Origin of the sequence: Muriicola marianensis, assembly GCF_014638095.1 — a bacterium.
Classification (GTDB): Bacteria; Bacteroidota; Bacteroidia; order Flavobacteriales; family Flavobacteriaceae; genus Muriicola; species Muriicola marianensis.
The window spans coordinates 36,297-55,849 of sequence record NZ_BMFH01000002.1; the positions used below are offsets into that span (position 1 = coordinate 36,297).

Sequence of the window (19,553 nt, forward strand, 5' to 3'; positions counted from 1 at the left end):
ATGGCAGAGATCATAAATATGCCCAGGCTTAGTGATACCATGGAAGAAGGTACCGTGGCCAAATGGCTAAAAAAGGTTGGAGATCAAGTTAATGAAGGGGATATTCTCGCCGAAATCGAAACGGATAAAGCTACCATGGAATTTGAATCCTTCCATGAAGGCACCCTGCTTCACATAGGCATTCCTGAGGGTGAAGGAGCCCCTGTTGATTCACTGCTGGCGATCATCGGAAAAAAGGGGGAGGATATTTCTGCCCTGATAGACGGAAGCTCAGCTAAGGTGGAGTCTGATTCACCGGCGGAAGATAAAGAGGTGCCAAAGGAGGAATCCAAAACCGCTGAGAAGAAGACGGAAAAAAGTACATCCACAGAGATCCCAAAAGGTGTGGAGATCGTAAAAATGCCCAGGTTGAGCGATACCATGGAAGAAGGTACAGTCGCTACCTGGTTAAAGAAAGTGGGCGATGACGTAGAGGAGGGAGATATTCTGGCCGAGATCGAAACCGATAAGGCTACCATGGAATTCGAATCCTTCTACTCAGGAACGTTACTTTATATAGGAATTCAGGAAGGAGAATCTGCTCCGGTAGATGAAGTGCTGGCTGTCATCGGCCCAGCCGGGACAGATGTGGAAGCCGTGCTCAATCAAAAAGATCAGGAGACTGCAGAGGCTGCAGGGGAACAGGAGGAAGAGACTTCTTCAGGAACCGACCAGCAGCCGGCTGAAAGTGCACCCGCACCCGTTGTCACCAATGATGGAGAGAGGATCTTTGTATCCCCTCTGGCCAGAAAAATGGCTGAAGACAAAGGGATCGACCTCAATACGGTTAAAGGAACCGGTGACCAGGGTCGTATCGTCAAGAGAGATATAGAAAATTATACACCAGCTCAGGCCAAACCTGCACCTGTTGCCGCCCAGGCGTCAGAGGCAGCGGCACCCGCAAAACCCGTCTTATTGCCCACAGGGGAGGAAGGATCGGAAGAGGTGAAGAATTCCCAGATGAGGAAAGTGATCGCCAAGAGACTGAGCGAATCCAAATTCACGGCACCTCATTACTACCTGACTATCGAGGTAGACATGACAAATGCGGCCAAATCAAGGGAACACATCAATAGTTTGCCCGACACCAAGGTATCTTTCAACGACCTGGTCGTGAAAGCCTGTGCCCTGGCATTGAGAAAACACCCTCAGGTTAATACAACCTGGAACGGTGATACCACGCGCTATAACAAGCACATTCATGTAGGAGTAGCCGTGGCGGTTGAAGACGGACTCGTAGTGCCTGTACTGAAATTTGCGGATCAGATGAGCCTGACTCAGATTGGAGGTGCTGTCAAAGACCTGGCAGGAAGAGCGAGGAACAAGAAATTGACCCCTGCCGAGATGGAAGGCAGTACATTTACCGTATCCAATTTGGGAATGTTTGGGATCCTTGAGTTCACTTCCATTATCAACCAGCCCAACAGCGCTATTTTATCCGTAGGAGCCATTGTTGAGAAACCGGTTGTAAGGGATGGCCAGATCGCGATAGGAAACACCATGAAACTTACTCTCGCCTGCGATCACAGGACTGTAGACGGTGCCACAGGAGCTCAATTCCTGCAAACCCTGAGAGACTACATTGAGAACCCGGTAACCATGCTGGCGTAAACTCGAAGATGACTGTAATCAACAAACATGAAAAAGCATTCAATTCATTTCTGAATGCTTTTTTGTTTTGATCAAGACCTTGTAAGTCGATGAAAAATATTTTGGCAATTCTGGTTGTGGTTTTGTTCCTTACCGGATGCCGATCTTCAAAGAACACGGCCATAGATGTGGGGAATTTCTCATCTGCCTCAACCATTGGCGCCCACATGAACTTCCTGGCATCTGATGACCTCAAAGGAAGGGAGGCCGGGACAGATGGCATTGAGCAGGGAGCTTCATATATCGCTGCAACCTTGGAGAGCTTTGGCCTGAAACCTTATTACTCATCGTTTCAGGATACGCTGGTCAATTTTGAACCTGCTGCCTATAATCTGGTTGGGATGCTGAGGGGGAATGACCCAAGCCTGAGAGACGAACTGGTGCTGATCGGGGCGCATTATGACCATATCGGTATTGTAAGAGCCAAAGAGGGAGATTCCATCGCCAATGGAGCCAATGACAACGCTAGCGGGACCTCTACGGTTCTGGAACTTGCCAGGTATTTCGGGAAGGCCAAAACCAATAAAAGAACCCTGGTATTTGCCCTGTTCAGTGCCGAGGAAAAAGGTCTCAAAGGTTCTGAACACCTGGCGAGGAAAATGAAGGAAGAAGGAGTAGACCTCTATGCCGTCCTCAACTTTGAAATGACCGGAGTAGCTATGCGCGACAAGGATTACCTGGTCTATGTAACAGGTTATAACAAATCGAATATCGCCAGTGTAGCCAATACACACGCGGGGGAGAATGTAGTAGGGTTTTTACCTACCGCAGAGGGTTACAACCTCTTTAAACGTTCTGATAATTACCCTTTTTTCGAGGAATTCAACATCCCTTCCCATACCTTCTGTACCTTTGATTTTACCAACTTCGACCATTATCACCAGGTTGGGGATGAGGCTGAGTTGATGGACTTTGGTCATATGGCCACGGTAGTCAACAAGATGATCCCGGCGGTAGAGGGAATCGCGAATTCGAAAGAGAGGGAAATAAAACTCAACTAATGGCAAATGTCATCATTACCGGTTGCAGCAGGGGTATTGGCTACGAACTCGCCAAACTTTTTGCAGACGCGGGTCATCAGGTACTCGCCCTGTCCCGGAACGACAAACCTATCAAAGCCCTTGATCACAAAAAGATTCATTGCTTCCCCTTCGATATTTCTAAAGAGTCATCCCTGGATACCGTCAGGCATTTCTTGGAAGGGCAGTGGGACGGAGTTGATGTCCTTATCCACAATGCTGGGATGCTCATCAATAAGCCATTTTCGGAAACTTCACCAGATGAATTTATCTCGGTATATCAGGTGAATGTTTTTGGAGTAGCAGCTCTAACCAGGGTCGTGCTTCCCTTTATGGGGTCAGACGGGCACGTGGTAACCATCAGTTCCATGGGCGGTGTACAGGGAAGCGCCAAATTTCCCGGTCTTGCGGCCTACAGTTCCAGTAAAGGAGCAGTGATCACTCTTTCTGAGTTGCTCGCGGAGGAATACAAGGAAAGTGGTCCTTCTTTCAATGTGCTGGCCCTGGGTGCGGTGCAAACCGAAATGCTCGAAGAGGCCTTTCCCGGATATAAGGCACCGGTAACAGCCTTGCAAATGGCGCAATACATCATGGATTTTTCCCTTACAGGTCAGCACCTCTACAACGGAAAAGTCCTGCAGGTTTCCAGTTCTACTCCCTGAAACAAGCCTCTTTTTCTGTAGCAACGCAATTCCTTCTGCCAGAACCTTTATTTTTGTTTTCGATGAACAGCGTTTTGGAAAGATACTTGCCACCTTCGGCCGTAATCCCGTGTTTTGATCTGATCCGCACCCACCGGGTACACCTCAAGGTAGTGAATGAAAGGATGACCAGGCACGGAGATTACCGCTTGCTCCCCGATGGGTCGCATCAGATCACGGTGAATGCTACCCCAAACCCGTATAGATTTCTCATAACCCTGATACACGAGATAGCTCATCTGGTAGCCTTTGAAACCTATGGCAGGCGCATCAAGCCCCATGGCAGGGAATGGAAGCACACCTTTCAGCACCTTATGCTTCCCTTCTTAAGACCCGAGATCTTTCCGTCGTCACTTTTGCCCTTCCTGGCGAAACATTTCAGAAATCCAAAGGCCAGCAGCAGCACAGATGCTCACTTAGCCATAGCTTTGAAACAATTTGATCCGCCATCGGATCAATCCATTCTGATGGAACTCCCGCAGGGAACGGTTTTTCGTTTAAAAAATGGCCGTACCTTTAAGAAGGGTCAGCGCAAGGTGAAGCGTTTTCAATGCGTTGAAATAGGCTCGGGAAGGCTGTATTTATTCCAGCCAAACGCTGAAGTTGAAGTCGTAAAATAAAAGTAAGATGAAAAACAAAAATTACTATGCTGTTTTGATGGCAGGAGGGGTAGGTTCGAGATTCTGGCCTGTGAGTACGACACAGAATCCCAAACAGTTCCACGATATGCTGGGGACCGGAGACACCCTGATTCAAAGGACATTTAAAAGATTGAACAAATTTATCCCCACAGAGAATATCCTCATCCTTACCAATGAACGTTATAACGATCTGGTCCTGGAACAACTCCCTATGATCAGACAGCAGCAGGTTGTTCTGGAGCCCGCCATGCGAAATACAGCCCCGTGTATTCTCTACGCAGCCCTCAAGATCAGGAAGATGAACCCTGATGCACTCATGGTGGTAGCACCCAGTGATCACTGGATAGAGGATGAAGATGCATTCGCAAGAGACGTACAACATTGTTTCCAGGTCTGTCAGGAAGGGGAAGTGCTTTGTACTTTAGGGATCAAACCCTCTTTTCCGAATACGGGATTCGGTTATATCGAATACGATAAGACATCGGGAAAAGAACATAAGAGGGTAAGTCAATTCAGGGAAAAACCTGATTATGAGACTGCAAAATCCTTCCTCGCACAGGGTAATTTTCTCTGGAATGCGGGCATATTCATGTGGAGTGCCCAGACCATCGTCAGTGCTTTTGAAAAATATCAACCGGGCCAATATGAAATGTTTTCCAAAGGCCTGGATAGCTTCAATACGGAGAAGGAAGCCGACTTCATTCAAGAGCACTATCCCCAGGCCGAAAATATCTCCATTGACTATGCCATCCTCGAGCAGTCGGATGCGATCTATGTCCTGCCAGCTTCGTTCGATTGGAATGATCTGGGAACCTGGGGTTCTCTCTACGACAAACTTGACAAGGACCCTAAAGGCAATGCGCTGGTCAACGGCCAAATGCTGGAAACGGAAGCCAGCGGAAATATGGTTCGGCTGCCCGAAGGAAAACTGGCCGTAATCGAAGGTTTGGAGGACTATATTATTGTAGACCAGGAAAACGTACTTATGATCGTTCCCAAGGCAAAGGAACAAGATATTAAAGCGATAGTTTCAAAAACAAAAGCTACTTTTGGAGAAGGATACGTTTAAGTGTAAAAAGTACTATGGAAACAGGCAGGAATCCGGGACAGAATCGCGACCTGGACGGTGTTGAGGATGTAAAACAGGAATTCAGGGGGCTTCTGGGATCAACCCGGAAATTCCTTTCAGAATTGCTGGACATACGGAAGAATACGGATAAGGACAGCACTAAGGAAGCGATCATAGCCGACATCCCCTTTAAAGGGCATACTGCATGGATCCTGGTCTGTTCTATCTTTATTGCGTCCGTGGGCTTAAATGCCAATTCTACGGCAGTGGTTATCGGAGCCATGCTTATCAGTCCGCTGATGGGTCCGATCCTGGGCATCGGTCTCTCCCTGGCGGTGAATGATATCGACACCTTGAGAAGAGCATTGCGGAATTTCACGGTCATGGTGGTTCTCAGTGTCCTTACGGCCTATCTTTTCTTTGAATTCTTTCCCCTTAGGGATGAATCCTCAGAATTGCTGGCGCGAACCAAGCCGGACATCAGAGACGTATTGATCGCATTTTTCGGTGGGCTAGCCCTGGTGATTGCACGCGCAAAAAAAGGGACGGTAGCAAGCGTGATCTTCGGTGTAGCCATCGCAACGGCTCTGATGCCACCCCTTTGCACTGTGGGATTTGGCCTCGCCATTGGAAACTTTTCCTTTGCGGCAGGAGCCATGTACCTCTTTATTATCAATACTATTTTTATTGGCTTAGCGACCTTTCTTGTTTTAAAGCTCCTGCGTTTTCCCATGGTGAGATATGCCAATTCTGCCAGGAGGCGCTTTATCGGAAGGGTAGCTTCTCTAGTGGCCCTCCTGGTCATGATCCCGGCAGGGATCACCTTTTACAACGTCTTTCAGGAATCCAGGTTTGTGAATCAGGCCAATGATCTTATCCATAATACGATCGGCATATACCAGTTCAATGACAGGGGAAGGTATATGGAAAACCTGACAGAAATTAAATACAATCCGGATGGGGTGTCGACCATAGAACTAGTGACGATGGGGGATGAGTCTATTCCGGAGAATGTCATCGCTACGTGGAGAAACCAGATGCAGGCCTATTCCAAACTCGAGAACACGGAATTGAAGATACTGCAGGGTGGGCAGGACGACTCAGAACAGAAATTCAATTATGTCAACGAGTTGTACGAAGCTAAAAAAGCCGAATTGTTGACGAAGGATGAACGAATCAGACTCCTGGAACAGGAATTGTCCGAACTCAGCAGTTACGCCAAGAAACAAATCCCCTTTAATGATATCAGTGCCGAAGCCAGGACCAATTACGACAATCTGGAAAAATTGTCCTTCTCCTATGTGATCAGGACGGATTTTAAATCTATGGATACAATTCCCGTATTTGAGGTCAAATGGAAAGAAAGTGCACGGTCAGAACAGACCAGCGCCGAGTCTAAAAAGTTGAATGACTGGCTTAAAGTACGGCTCAAGGATCCCAAAGTGGAGGTAAAGGCCTGGCAGGATTAATTCCGCTCTTCCAGGTACATCTGCCTTACCTTTTTAAAGAGTTCCGAGGAATAGACAAAGTTGGTAACGGCTTCATTATCTGTCTTGAAGATCTCCTTGTTGGAACCTTCCCATTCCTTGTGACCGTCCTTCAGGAAAATGATCTTTTCTCCTATCTCCATGACCGAATTCATGTCATGGCTGTTGATCACCGTGGTGATGTCATACTCCTCTGTGATCTCCTGGATCAGGTTGTCGATCAGGATGGCTGTTTTCGGATCAAGACCGGAATTGGGTTCATCGCAGAAAAGATATTTGGGGTTCATGACGATGGCCCTGGCGATAGCTACGCGTTTCTTCATTCCTCCTGAGAGTTCGGAGGGGTACTTGTGATTAGAATTGACCAGGTTAACCCTTTTGAGGACAAAATTCACCCTGTCCAGCATCTCGGATTGGCTCTGCTTTGTAAACATATCTAGAGGGAACATCACATTGCCCTCAACGGTCATGGAATCGAAGAGCGCACTGCCCTGAAATACCATACCCATTTCCTGCCTGAGGTCTCGTTGCTCCCGGGGCTCCAGCTCCGAATAAACCCGACCATCGTAAATGATCTTTCCCTGTTCGGGAGTGAAAAGGCCAAGAAGGCATTTGAGAAAGACGGTCTTACCAGATCCGCTCTGGCCTATGACCAGGTTGGTTTTTCCTTTTTCAAAGGTGGTAGTAATCCCCTTCAGTATATGATGGTCCCCAAACGATTTATGTAAGTTCTCTACTTCGATCATCAGCCTAACAGGAGTTGAGTGAGGATATAATTGAGGATAATGATCACCACACTGGTCCAGACAAAGGCAGTAGTGCTCGCTTTGCCCACTTCAAGGGCGCCTCCCTTCATATAGTAGCCGTGAAATGATGGCACCGTGGCGATGACAAAGGCAAAAACCACAGACTTGATAAAGGAGTAAGTAACGTGAAAGGGTATAAAGTCGAGCTGCAGACCTTCCACAAAATCAGCACTGGAACTGAATCCTCCGAAAACACCTGCGATCCATCCGCCCAGGATTCCTATGTACATGGCGATGGCCACCACAAATGGGTAGAGGAACATAGCGATGATCTTTGGGAAAACCAGGTAATTAAGAGAATTGACACCCATGACCTCAAGGGCGTCTATTTGCTCTGTAACACGCATGGTCCCTATGCTCGAGGTGATATACGAGCCTACCTTCCCTGCCATAATAATGGAGGTGAATGTAGGGGCAAACTCCAGGATGACAGACTGCCTGGTGGCAAATCCGATCAGGTTTCTCGGTATCAACGGGTTGCTGATGTTCAGGGCGGTCTGAATAGCTACAACCCCTCCGATAAAGAAGGAAATGAAAATGATGATCCCCATGGAGCCATAGATCAATTCATCGATTTCCTTTAAGATGAGGGACTTCATTATAGGCCATTTGGTTGGCTTCTTGAAAACCTCGCGGACCATTATGGAATAGCTTCCTATAGAGGATACATAATTCATAAGCAGTGGTATGCTTCTTGCTGTAAAAATAACAATATTAACCTTGTAATAAACCTCATTTAAGATTAATAGGGTTTAATTAGTTATTTTTGAAGACATGCCTTTTTATATGAAAAAATACTTCTTCCCCTGGCTGCTTTCCGTCATGATGACAGGACTTTTACCTGTTTCAGGGACAGCTCAGGACTCACAGACAAAACCGATTAAAACAACGCCTAAACTCATCGTCGGGATCGTGGTCGACCAGATGCGATACGACTACCTGACCCGGTTCTGGGAACACTACGGCGATGGGGGTTTTAAAAGGATGGTCAGTGAAGGATTCAACTGCAAGAACAACCATTACAACTATGCTCCGACATCAACGGGGCCTGGCCACGCCTCAATTTATACCGGAACTACTCCATCTGTCCATGGGATCATAGGGAATAACTGGTATGATAAAGAATCCGGGCAGGTAGTGTACTGCGCGTCGGATGAGAGATATACCTCTGTGGGCACGACGGCCGGAACCGGCAAGATGTCGCCCCACTGGATGACGGTCTCTACTATGACGGACGAACTCCGGCTGTTTACTCAAAAAAGGGGTAAGGTGATCGCCCTGGCCCTTAAGGACAGAGGAGCTGTACTGCCAGGAGGACACATGGCCAATGCGGCTTACTGGTACAATGGAGGCCTGGATGGCAACTGGATCAGTAGTTCGTACTATATGGATGAACTCCCCAAGTGGGTCATGGATTTCAATGCATCAGACGCCGTGGAGAAATACAAGAAGACATGGAATACTTTAAAGAACATAAATGTATACCTGGAGAGCGGACCCGATAACAATCCTTATGAGGGGGCATTCTCAGGGGAATCTGCCCCTGTGTTCCCGCACGACCTGCCAAAACTATGGGAGAGCAATGGTCAGTTCGACCTTCTCAGGAACACCGCTTACGGCAACAGTATCACCACGGATTTTGCCCTGGCGGCCCTCGAAGGGGAAGATTTGGGCAAGGATGCGATCCCTGATTTCCTGGCGATCAGCTACTCCAGCACAGATTATGTCGGTCATCAATTCGGGGTCAATTCCAAGGAAATTCAGGACACCTATCTCCGTCTCGATGAGGACCTGGCAAGACTGTTTAAACAACTGGATCAGAAAGTCGGCAAAGGGGAATATGTGGTATTCCTTTCCTCAGACCACGGGGCAGTAGATGTGCCTGCCTATCTTCAGGATCAGAAACTCCCTGCAGGTTATATGGATTCTCAGTCGATGTCTGCCAAATTCAGGGAATTCATGTCCTATAACTATGGCGATGCGAAACTGGTCAGGAATTACAGTAATGCCCAGTTCTTTTTGGATCACGATGTGATCCGCAGTCTCGACCTGGAACTGGAGGATGTGCAATACAAAATTGCACAGGAATTGTTGAGCTACGAGGGGATCAGCAGGGTGTTTACCGGCTATCAGATGGAGACGAACGAGTACAGCCGGGGTATACCTTACATCATTCAAAATGGCTATAACCAGAAGCGATCAGGGGATGTACTGCTTGTTCTGGATCCGGCTGTGGTCTATTACCCAAAAACAGGATCCACGCACGGTTCGCCCTTTATTTATGACACCCATGTACCCCTGTTATTTTTCGGAAAAGGTATTACGCATGGAAGCACCACGGAGCGTACGGAGATCCCGGATATAGCGCCAACCATATCAGCCCTGTTGGGAACAGCCTTTCCAAATGGGACCACGGGAAAGCCTATAAAAGCGATTCTAGATTAGTTTTCCTAAAATCCGTTTCCAGCGCAGATTCCTGATGAATTTTCCTTCTTCCGGGGTAACGATAAAAGGTTGTTCCTTCTTTTTTGCTTCCCGGTAGCCGCTGAGGTTGTCCCTGATGATCCTTATTTTTCGATTTTTCCAGGCCATTTTAAATGAGGCGATACAGGAGATCAGCAGGCCGTATCTCATGAGGTACATGGCCCTGCCCTGCGACCTCCTTGCCTTGGCATTGTAGGCATCACCTATGGGTCTGCGGTGTTTAACCTTCAGCGTCTCATCCGTCCTCACTTCGAACCCGTGAAAACGCGCAAGCAGTTCGTCTACGGTATCCCAGCCCATAGCCTCCCGAAGTCCGCCCATGGTATCAAAACACTTTTTGGAATACGCCTTAAAAGCCCCGCGTACGTGGTCTTTGTCCATAGGATGATTCAGGACCCATTGTCCGTTTCTGTCCTGTTCATAGGCAAACCCCCCGGCTATCCCTGTTTTTTCAGAAGATCTGAAAATCGCGGCGATTTTTTCAAAATAATCCGGGGGAAGCAGAATGTCGGCATCGAGCTTGACGAGAAAATCAAAATCTTCATCCAGTATAGCCAGGCCCGCATTAAAAGCTGCCACCACCTTACTTCCCGGAAGATGTTCGTCCGAAGACTGTTTTTTCACCCCCTGTATATACGGATACTTCTCAGCATAGGTCTTGATGATATCCGCAGTTCCATCGGTGGAATGATCATCGACAACCACTACTTTTTTCGGCCTTATCGTTTGGTGGACCACACTTTCAAGAGCATCTGCGAGAAAACGGTCCTCATTGTGGGCAGGGATTACAATATAATAGGCTGTACCAGGTAGCTGTGCCATGCGCTGGGGAATAGGATTTACGGGTTTGATCGTTCGGCGTATACGATGTAATACCTCGGGGTAAAATACCTCAAAATGGGTCTAAATCCTATCTTTCTCACGGGATGAGTCCATTTCTGGGAATCGATGATCTTCCATCCGGTTTTCTCCAGAAGCCAGTCGAATTGCCAGGCTTCAAACTCGTGAAAATGCCTGTCCCTCTCATCGGTCTTACTTCTGTAGGCCGGAGAAAACCATAGCTTCAAAGGAATGCTGGCCACCAATTTCTGAGCCCGGATCTCCTTTAAGGCGTTAAAGGGCGCCAGGAGGTGTTCGAAAATTTCGAAGGCGGTGACGACAGGGGCATCCGAAGTACGTATAGCAGAGAGGTCGAGGTCCAGATCTTCCCCTCCTGTATTGCTTACCGTATATCCCTGCTCCCTCATGATCTGAGTGAAGGGATTCTCCACTCCGAGGTCCAGGATAGACTCGTTTTTCGGAATGTGCTTTTGTAAGAAGGAAAGTGTTTTCTGGTATCTTTTTTTTGGATAATGGCTCTCGTACATGCCCTAATATCTGTATACGACGGCATTGATATTCATCCCGGCGCCGACACTCGCAAAGATAACAACATCCCCTTTGCTCACCTGATGATTTTCCATTTTTCCCTTTCTCACCATATCGTAGAGCGTAGGGATCGTCGCTACGGAGCTGTTACCCAGTTCATGTATGTTCATGGGCATGACCCCTGCCGGCATTTCCCTGTCGTATAGTTGGTAGAAGCGCTTTACGATGGCTTCATCCATTTTTTCATTGGCCTGATGGATAAAGATCTTTTTGACATCGTCTATGGAAACTCCGCTTTTATCCAGGCATTCCTTCATGGCCCCGGGGACATAAGTTATTGCGAATTCGTAGATCTTCCGACCGTACATCTTGATGTATTTGAGATCATCAGGGATTTCATGGTGGTAAGAAGCACCGTGGAACAGGTAATAGGCCTCTTCATTGGCGTACGTGGCCGAATTGTGAGCCAGGATCTCTCCCTGACCTTCTTTTTCTTCAACGATACAGGCTCCCGCCCCGTCCGAATAGATCATGGAGTCCCTGTCGTGAGGATCTACCACTCTGGACAATGTCTCGGCACCTATCACCAGGCAACGCTTTGCCATCCCGCTTTTGATAAAAGCATAGGCCTGTATCATCCCTTCTACCCATCCGGGACAACCAAATAACAAATCATAGGCCACACATTTCGGATTCCTGATCTGGAGATCGTTCTTGACCCTTGTAGCCAGGCTGGGCAGGGTATTACCATGGGAGGATCCAAAAGGGACATCCCCAAAATTATGCGCAAAAATGATATAATCCAGGTCCTCTCCGCTGATGCCGGCATCTTCCAAAGCATTTTTTGATGCCAGGAAGGCCAGGTCCGAAGCGTTGAATTCATTCTTGGCATAACGTCTTTCACGTATGCCGGTAATGGCCTTGAATTTCTCAATAATAACTGTGTTGGATTGAGGAAAGGAAGAACCGTCGCTGTTTAGAAAGTGCTTGCTTTCAAAAGCCTCGTTAGGGACCAGGACTTCCGGGATATAGCAGCCGGTACCTGTAATGGCAATACTCATGAATCTAGGTGTTTATTTATTGTGGTAATCTAGCCAAAACTATCGCCATATAAAAATACCTCAACCCTGAAATACGATGTTCAAGCATGCCCCGATTGGTAATTCAAGGCAAATTCACCCTATAGCTATATCTAATACTTTGATATTTAGTCAGTTATTCTGAATCGGCATATGCTTCAATAGGGGCACATGTACAGATGAGATTACGATCTCCATAGGCTTCATCCACCCTCCGGATACTCGGCCAGAACTTATTCTCCTTTACATAAGGCAAAGGATAGGCGGCCTGTTGTCGCGTATACGGGAAAGACCAGTGGTCTGAGGTTACCATTTCCATAGTATGAGGAGCATTTTTTAGTACATTCTGATCATTCCCCTCACCAATTGCGTCAATTTCTTCCCTGATGGAGATCATGGCATCACAGAACCTGTCCAGTTCTGACAATCCTTCGCTTTCGGTTGGTTCGATCATCATCGTACCTGCCACGGGGAAAGAGACTGTAGGGGCGTGAAACCCGTAATCCATCAATCGCTTGGCAATATCGGTTACTTCAATGTTCTTTAGTTTAAACGGACGACAATCTATGATCATTTCGTGAGCCGCTCTGCCCATCTCGCCCGTGTACAAAACCTGGTATTTTCCTTCGAGGCGTTCTTTGATATAGTTGGCATTGAGGATGGCGATCTCGGTGGCCTTCTGCAGTCCGTCTGCCCCTAGCATTTTGATATACCCGTAGGAGATAAGACAGGCCAGCGCACTGCCCCATGGAGCTGCACTAATGGCTGTAATGGCATTTTTGCCCCCTGTGGGGATGACCGGGTTCCCGGGAAGGAATGGGGCCAGTTGTGCAGCCACGCAGATAGGACCAACGCCGGGACCTCCTCCTCCGTGAGGGATGGCAAAGGTCTTGTGCAGGTTAAGGTGGCATACATCGGCCCCGATGATAGCCGGGTTGGTAAGCCCTACCTGAGCATTCATATTGGCACCATCCATATAGACTTGTCCGCCGTGTTCGTGAATTAGGCGTGTGATCTTCCGAATAGACGATTCAAACACTCCGTGGGTTGAGGGGTAGGTAACCATGAGCGCAGCCAGGTTTTCGGAGTGTTTTAGCACTTTCTCCTCCAGGTCTGCCAGGTCTATATTTCCCTTTTCGTCTGTCTTGGTGACTACCACCTGCATACCGGCCATCACGGCAGATGCAGGGTTGGTTCCGTGTGCAGAGGCCGGGATAATACAGATATTTCGATTTGTATCCCCCCTTGATTCATGGTAGGCCCTGATGGTCATCAGGCCGGCGTATTCTCCCTGTGCACCGGAATTGGGCTGGAGGGAGGTGGCAGCAAATCCAGTGATGGTGGTCAGGTCGTCAGCAAGGTCTTCGAGTACTTTATGGTATCCTTTTGCCTGTTCCACGGGTACAAAAGGATGAATGTTTCCCCATTCCGGCATGCTCAGGGGCAACATTTCGGTGGCTGCGTTGAGTTTCATCGTGCAGGATCCCAATGAGATCATGGAGTGATTCAGGGCCAGGTCTTTGCGTTCCAGCCTTTTGAGATAGCGCATGAGCTGGGTCTCCGAATGATAGGAATTGAAAACTTCGTGGGTGAGGAATTCTGAAGTTCTCATCAGCGCCTCAGGTATGGAAGTGCCTCTACCTAGCTTATCGTCTTTCGGCGTTTCTTTCCCGAGGGCTTCGGAAAAAATGGACAGGATCTCCAAAGCACGTTTCCGGGTAGTCGCTTCATTTAAGGAGATAGAAACAGTGCCTTCATCCACATAGTGGAAATTGACCTTCCTTTTCTCTGCTACTGCTTTGACTTTGGCTGCATCTGCTTTCACCAGAAGGGTGTCAAAGAATGCGGAATTCAATTGATAAATACCCATCTTCTCGAGGCCATCCGCCAGGAATAGGGTGTTGTTATGTACTTTATCAGCTATGTATTTCAGCCCTTTAGGCCCATGGTAGACCGCGTAGGCACCGGCCATCACGGCCAACAGGACCTGAGCTGTGCAAATATTTGATGTAGCCTTGTCCCTTTTGATATGCTGTTCCCTGGTCTGCAGAGCCATGCGCAGGGCTCTCGCTCCGTCAGTGTCACGGGTCACCCCGATGATCCTTCCCGGGATGTTTCTTTTGAATTCATCCCTGGTGGCAAAATAAGCTGCGTGAGGACCTCCATAGCCCAGAGGGATACCAAAACGCTGGGTGGTTCCTACAACGACGTCAGCCCCGAACTCTCCGGGAGGGGTCAGCAGGACGAGGCTTAAAATATCTGCCGCTACCGCCACTTTTATATCCTGGCTTTTGGCATTGGCAACAAACCCTGCGTAATCGAAAACCTGACCGTATTTACCGGGGTATTGGAGGAGTACTCCAAAGAAATCCTGGTTGAGTTCAACATTCCTGTGATCCCCGACAACCAATTCTATCCCCAGGGGATTAGCCCTTGTCTGCAAAAGGGAAAGGGTCTGCGGCAGGACTTCTTCTGAGACAAAAAACCTGACACAGCCATTTTTTTTCTGGTCCCTGGATCTGATATCGTAGAGCATGGTCATAGCTTCGGCTGCAGCCGTACTTTCATCCAGGAGTGAAGCATTGGCCAGTTCCATTCCTGTGAGGTCGCAGACCATGGTTTGGTAATTCAGTAATGCTTCTAACCGACCCTGGGCGATCTCTGCCTGATAGGGCGTATAGGCGGTATACCAACCAGGGTTTTCCAGGATGTTCCGCTTGATTACCGAGGGAGTGATGCTCTCGTGATAACCAAGTCCGATGTATGATTTATACACTTCGTTCAGGCGTGACAGTTCATGGATATGAGTCAGGAACTCCTGCTCGGTCATGGGAGCATCCAACTGAAGGCCTTCTTTCAAACGTATATCATCAGGGATGGTCTGATAGATAAGTTCATCTAAACTGTCTACCCCAATAGTCTTTAACATCCCAGAGAGGTCTTCCTCCCTGATCCCGATGTGTCTTAAAGCAAAAGAATCTGTGTTCATTGACGAAGCGTAAAGTTATTTCTAAAAGGAGCACAAAATTAGGTAATTATTCCCTTTTTACAGGCAGTAAAATGCCGGGTGTATCCAAAGTTTTTTACCAGAGGAAACGCATAGAACAGGGTTTGGCTATTTTTGTTTAATGCGCGTATTGAAAAAGATTTTCGAGTATTATGTAAAAGCCAGTATTCACGTGGCCTTGGCTGTCCTTGCGTTGCTTTATCTCACCTGCCACTTCTTAAACATTCCCATTGATAATTCCCTGTTTTTTTTAGTTTTTTTTAGCACAATCCCCACCTATAATTTCATCAAACAGGTAAGCAGAAAAAGAAATAGATTTTACGGCCTTCTCAACATGCAGGCAATTTACCTGATAACCAGTCTAATTTCTTTGGTGGTGTCTCTCTACTTCGTCACAACCCTACGGTGGCAGACGATAGTAACCCTAATGGTCCTTTCTATTCTTACGGCCATTTACACCCTGCCCATCCTGCCGGAGGGAAAAAACCTCAGGCACAGGGGTCTTGTCAAGATATTGATCATTGGCCTTGTATGGACCGGAACGACAGTGCTGTTGCCGGTGGTGGAAGTGGCCTCCATGCAGTCATGGGACGTCTGGGTGGAATTTGTACAAAGATTTCTCCTGATCCTGGTGTTGATGGTACCTTTCGAAATTCGCGATCTGAGCACGGATCCTATGGATATGCTCACGATCCCTCAACGTCTCGGTCCTGCGAAGACAAGGCGACTCGGGCTTTGGGCCTGTGTGATTTTCTACTTGTCGACTTTTCTGGTGGATGAGCTTTCGGTAGAGGAAATCCTGGGAAAGACAATGATAGTCCTCAGTCTTGCGGGACTTTTGATCTTCCTGCCTAAAAAACAATCCCGTTATTTTGCTTCCTTTTGGGTAGAGGCCTTTCCTGTTTTCTGGGTACTGGGTCTGTGGGGAATTCAGGCCCTGGTTTAAAGTCTTTCGCGGATCTCCTGCTTTAACTGCTTTTTACTGGAATCACTTAGTACGTGCAGTTCTGTCTTGCCAAACATCTGGGATAATTGTTTGTTGCGTTTAGAGAAAGAACTGCAAGTGCTGCAGAAGAGGATATGCAGCTTCAGTTTAAATTTTTCCAGTAAACTGGCCTCCTCGTATTGAGATTTGTTGCAAATCAAGGCGGCTTCATCACATGAGATCATGATTCGAACCAGTTTTTATTCAGGCACCCCATCAGGGCTGTTCTCGCCCGATGGATGATTACCCAAAGATTAGACGGATTTATTTTGAGTTCTTTACAAATATCTTCTGTGGAAATTCCGCTGATGGTTTTCATCACGAAAACTTTCTTCTGTTTTTCGGGGAGTCCGTCGATACATGCCTGCAAGGCCATGCCCAATTCTTCATTCTCAATGATGTCATTTTCACGGATGCTGTAGGGGTCTGCGACCTGCTCTTCAAGCCAGTCTCCCTCGCTGTCAGAGGCAGCGCTGTAATTCCTTTTAACCTCAGCCTTCCCTTTTTTGGAATTGATCTTCCTGTAGTGGTCTATGATCTTTCTTTTCAAAATAGCGACCAGCCAGGTGCGTTCTGAGGCCTGACCTTTGAAATTCTCTGCAGAATGCAATCCAGCTATAAAAGTTTCCTGAATCAGGTCCTTGGCGGTATCCTCATGGTTAACCCTTGAAATGGCGTAGTTGTAGAGGTAGTCGGCATATCGGTCTACCCATTTTTCAGGGATTAATTGTACGGGTTTCATAGCGATTTTATACCTCGTAAAAGTAAAGGATTTCAAACAAATACGATACATTTGATTGAAATGTCAAGGCCATGAAAAAACCATTAATCACACTTATTCTCCTCATTTCATTAGCGGGATGCAGGGATTCCGGAAAGATGTCCATCACTGAATTCGATCAACAGGGATTGACGAAATATACCCTCATAGACGTGCGGACCCCCGAGGAGTTCGATGCTGGTCATCTCGAGAATGCGATCAATATCAATTGGTACGACGAGGATTTCGCCGAGCAGGTTTCTGACCTCCCAAAAGGGAATACCATCTATGTGTATTGTCAGAAAGGCGGTCGGAGCGCTATGGCTGCTTCTGTCTTGGATTCACTGGGTTATCGCACCATTGACCTTACGGGTGGATATGGAGCTTTGACAGGCACATCGGACTAGGCCGTTTTTTTCAGCAATCCCGCTCGTTCCAGCAAGGGATCCAGGCTGGGTTCACTCCCCCTGAATGCTTTATAGAGATCCATAGGTTTGGTCGTTCCACCTTTGCTCAGGATACAATCCTTGAATTTTTTTGCGATCTCCCTGTTAAAAATGCCTTGTTCTTTAAAATAGGCGAAAGCATCCGCATCGAGCACCTCAGCCCATTTGTAGCTGTAATACCCGGCCGAATAACCTCCCTGAAAAATATGGGAAAAAGCCGTGCTCATGCAGGTTTCCGGTGTATCGCTATAGAGTTGGGTATCTGCAAAAGCCTCAATTTCGAAGGCTTTCACCTCCTCAATCCCTGAAGGGTCATGGGCATGCCACGCCATATCCAGAAAACCAAAGCTCAGCTGTCTTAAGGTGGCCATCCCTTCCATAAAATTTGAGGATTCCTTGATCCGCTTGATCATTTCCATGGGTAGCAATTCACCGGTCTCGAAATGGTGGGCAAAGTATTCCAGGGCTTCCTTTTCAAAACACCAGTTCTCCATGATCTGACTCGGCAGTTCCACAAAATCCCAATAAACCGAAGTGCCCGACAGGCTTGGGTAGGTGGTATTGGCCAGCATCCCATGAAGTGCATGTCCGAATTCGTGAAACAAGGTGGTGACCTCGTTGAAGGTCAGGAGGGAGGGTTTGGATTTCGTCGGTTTGGTAAAGTTGCAGACGATCGAAATATGTGGCCTTTCATTGCGTCCCTCTCTCTTGTACTGCGGTTTATAAGACGTCATCCAGGCTCCCCCTCGCTTTCCCGGTCTGGGATGGAAGTCGGCATAGAATACCGAGACCAGGTCGCCTTGCTCATCCTTGACCCTATAGGTCTTTACGTCCTCGTGATAGGTATCTATATCCTTCACTTCCTCAAAACTAAGCCCGTAAAGTTCCCCTGCGATCCTGAAGACTCCGGCGATCACATTTTCAAGTTTGAAATAGGGTTTTAATTTCTCGTCATCGAGATCGAAGAGTTTTTGTTTCAGCTTCTCGGTATAATAGCTGCCGTCCCATTTCTGTAGTTGATCGATCTCATCCTCTTCTCTTGCAAAAGACTGAAGCATCTCAAATTCCCTGAGGGCAGCGGGTTTTGCTTTATCCTTTAACTCTTCCAGGAATTCCATTACCCTGGTCGGGGTTTCTGCCATGCGTTCTTCCAGGACAAAATGCGCATGTGAGTCGTACCCCAGCAGCCTCGCCCTTTCATGGCGCAAGGCAGCGATCCGGAGTACCAGTTCCTGGTTGTCCAGTTCGTCCTTGTGGAAACCCTTGCTTCCGAAGGCTATGGATAGTCGTTTCCTGAGCTTCCTGTTCTTCGCATAGGTCATAAAGGGGATATAACTCGGGTAATCCAGTGTAATGATCCACCCTTCTTTTCCTTTAGAGGCAGCCAATTGGGCGGCTGTCTCCAGCGCATCCTCAGGCAATCCCTCCACCTCTTCTTCTTTTGTGAGGTGCATCTCATAGCGATTGGTCTCTGCCAGGACATGCTCCCCGAAGGTTAGTTTGAGTCTGGCCAGTTCCTTATCGATGTCTCTAAGACGACTCTTCTTATCACTGGAAAGATGAGCCCCGTTTCGACTGAAATATTTGTATTTTTTTTCAAGCAGCATCTGCTGCTCAGCATTCAGGTCGAGCTGATCCATACCCTCATAGACCTGTTCCACCCTTTTGAACAAGGCCTCATTCAGGGCGATGTCATTGCTGAATTCGGTAAGCAAAGGCGAAATCTCCTGAGCCAGGGCCTGGATCTCCTCACTGGTCTCAGCAGAATTCAGGTTGAAGAAGAGGCTGGAGAGTCTGTCGAGGTGGGCACCGGCAAATTCCAGGGCTTCCACCGTGTTTTCAAAAGTGGGAGTTTCCTCAGATCCGGTGATCTCATCGATCTCAAGACGGGCTGCCTCCAGGGCTTTTTCAAAAGCGGGTTTAAAATGCTCATTCTCAATGGAACGAAAGGGAGCCAGGTCAAAGGGCTCCAGCAATATGTTCTTCATGCAAAAATTAGATTTTTCTGTTTT

The 19,553-nt window shown here is 47.7% G+C and carries 18 protein-coding genes; 9 read left to right on the forward strand and 9 right to left on the reverse strand.

The features are described from left to right. From IEV19_RS11045 to IEV19_RS11070, 6 genes are all read left to right on the forward strand, one after another. Nucleotides 1-1,650, forward strand: a complete 1,650-nt coding sequence (locus IEV19_RS11045; protein ID WP_188370807.1) for a pyruvate dehydrogenase complex dihydrolipoamide acetyltransferase — start codon at nt 1-3, stop codon at nt 1,648-1,650. A gap of 89 nt (nt 1,651-1,739) precedes the next feature. After that, the gene (locus tag IEV19_RS11050) at nt 1,740-2,690 is read left to right on the forward strand and encodes a M28 family metallopeptidase (protein ID WP_188370808.1); all 951 of its coding nucleotides are present in this window, start codon (nt 1,740-1,742) and stop codon (nt 2,688-2,690) included. Continuing rightward, complete coding sequence (locus tag IEV19_RS11055; RefSeq protein ID WP_188370809.1) at nt 2,690-3,370, forward strand: SDR family NAD(P)-dependent oxidoreductase; 681 nt, start codon at nt 2,690-2,692, stop codon at nt 3,368-3,370. Before IEV19_RS11050 ends, IEV19_RS11055 begins: the two co-directional genes overlap by 1 nt. A gap of 62 nt (nt 3,371-3,432) precedes the next feature. Next, complete coding sequence (locus tag IEV19_RS11060; protein ID WP_188370810.1) at nt 3,433-4,029, forward strand: SprT-like domain-containing protein; 597 nt, start codon at nt 3,433-3,435, stop codon at nt 4,027-4,029. A 7-nt stretch (nt 4,030-4,036) separates the two neighbouring features. Beyond that, entirely contained in the window at nt 4,037-5,119 is a 1,083-nt protein-coding gene (locus tag IEV19_RS11065; protein ID WP_188370811.1) for a mannose-1-phosphate guanylyltransferase, read from the forward strand. A gap of 14 nt (nt 5,120-5,133) precedes the next feature. Continuing rightward, nucleotides 5,134-6,588, forward strand: coding sequence for a DUF389 domain-containing protein (locus IEV19_RS11070; protein WP_188370812.1), 1,455 nt, complete (start codon nt 5,134-5,136; stop codon nt 6,586-6,588). Here the strand turns inward: IEV19_RS11070 and IEV19_RS11075 are convergent. Together IEV19_RS11075 and IEV19_RS11080 are read right to left on the reverse strand one after the other, a co-directional pair. Further along, nucleotides 6,585-7,352, reverse strand: a complete 768-nt coding sequence (locus IEV19_RS11075; protein ID WP_188370813.1) for an ABC transporter ATP-binding protein — start codon at nt 7,350-7,352, stop codon at nt 6,585-6,587. The genes IEV19_RS11070 and IEV19_RS11075 overlap by 4 nt on opposite strands. After that, nucleotides 7,352-8,089, reverse strand: a complete 738-nt coding sequence (locus tag IEV19_RS11080; protein WP_188370814.1) for an MlaE family ABC transporter permease — start codon at nt 8,087-8,089, stop codon at nt 7,352-7,354. The genes IEV19_RS11075 and IEV19_RS11080 overlap by 1 nt, the downstream gene beginning before the upstream one ends. Before the next feature lie 109 nt (nt 8,090-8,198). On the opposite strand from IEV19_RS11080, the gene pafA reads away from it, so the two are divergent. Further along, nucleotides 8,199-9,857, forward strand: a complete 1,659-nt coding sequence (gene pafA, locus IEV19_RS11085; protein WP_188370815.1) for an alkaline phosphatase PafA — start codon at nt 8,199-8,201, stop codon at nt 9,855-9,857. On the opposite strand, the gene IEV19_RS11090 is transcribed toward pafA, so the two are convergent. The 4 genes from IEV19_RS11090 to gcvP all read right to left on the reverse strand — a co-directional run bounded on the left by IEV19_RS11090 (nt 9,849) and on the right by gcvP (nt 15,332). Continuing rightward, nucleotides 9,849-10,718: a glycosyltransferase family 2 protein gene (locus tag IEV19_RS11090; protein ID WP_188370816.1), complete on the reverse strand. Its 870-nt coding sequence runs from the start codon at nt 10,716-10,718 to the stop codon at nt 9,849-9,851. The two genes, pafA and IEV19_RS11090, sit on opposite strands and share 9 nt — an antisense overlap. A gap of 17 nt (nt 10,719-10,735) precedes the next feature. Then, nucleotides 10,736-11,263, reverse strand: coding sequence for a class I SAM-dependent methyltransferase (locus tag IEV19_RS11095; RefSeq protein ID WP_188370817.1), 528 nt, complete (start codon nt 11,261-11,263; stop codon nt 10,736-10,738). Between the two features lie 3 nt (nt 11,264-11,266). Then, entirely contained in the window at nt 11,267-12,325 is a 1,059-nt protein-coding gene (locus IEV19_RS11100) for a 3-oxoacyl-ACP synthase III family protein (protein ID WP_188370818.1), read from the reverse strand. Between the two features lie 154 nt (nt 12,326-12,479). Next, the gene (gene gcvP / locus IEV19_RS11105) at nt 12,480-15,332 is read right to left on the reverse strand and encodes an aminomethyl-transferring glycine dehydrogenase (RefSeq protein WP_188370819.1); all 2,853 of its coding nucleotides are present in this window, start codon (nt 15,330-15,332) and stop codon (nt 12,480-12,482) included. 445 nt (nt 15,333-15,777) lie between these two features. Between gcvP and IEV19_RS11110 the strand changes: the two genes are divergently transcribed. Then, on the forward strand, nt 15,778-16,296 hold the full coding sequence (locus IEV19_RS11110) for a UbiA prenyltransferase family protein (protein ID WP_188370820.1): 519 nt from the start codon (nt 15,778-15,780) through the stop codon (nt 16,294-16,296). Here the strand turns inward: IEV19_RS11110 and IEV19_RS11115 are convergent. Both IEV19_RS11115 and IEV19_RS11120 read right to left on the reverse strand, forming a co-directional pair. Next, nucleotides 16,293-16,520: a hypothetical protein gene (locus tag IEV19_RS11115; protein WP_188370821.1), complete on the reverse strand. Its 228-nt coding sequence runs from the start codon at nt 16,518-16,520 to the stop codon at nt 16,293-16,295. The two genes, IEV19_RS11110 and IEV19_RS11115, sit on opposite strands and share 4 nt — an antisense overlap. After that, nucleotides 16,517-17,077 (reverse strand): sigma-70 family RNA polymerase sigma factor, encoded by a 561-nt coding sequence (locus IEV19_RS11120; protein WP_188370822.1) that lies wholly within the window; start codon nt 17,075-17,077, stop codon nt 16,517-16,519. Before IEV19_RS11120 ends, IEV19_RS11115 begins: the two co-directional genes overlap by 4 nt. A 71-nt stretch (nt 17,078-17,148) precedes the next feature. Between IEV19_RS11120 and IEV19_RS11125 the strand changes: the two genes are divergently transcribed. Next, the gene (locus IEV19_RS11125) at nt 17,149-17,502 is read left to right on the forward strand and encodes a rhodanese-like domain-containing protein (protein ID WP_188370823.1); all 354 of its coding nucleotides are present in this window, start codon (nt 17,149-17,151) and stop codon (nt 17,500-17,502) included. Here IEV19_RS11125 and IEV19_RS11130 read toward each other — a convergent pair. Beyond that, nucleotides 17,499-19,529, reverse strand: a complete 2,031-nt coding sequence (locus IEV19_RS11130; RefSeq protein WP_188370824.1) for a M3 family metallopeptidase — start codon at nt 19,527-19,529, stop codon at nt 17,499-17,501. The genes IEV19_RS11125 and IEV19_RS11130 overlap by 4 nt on opposite strands. Nucleotides 19,530-19,553: the final 24 nt, after the last annotated feature.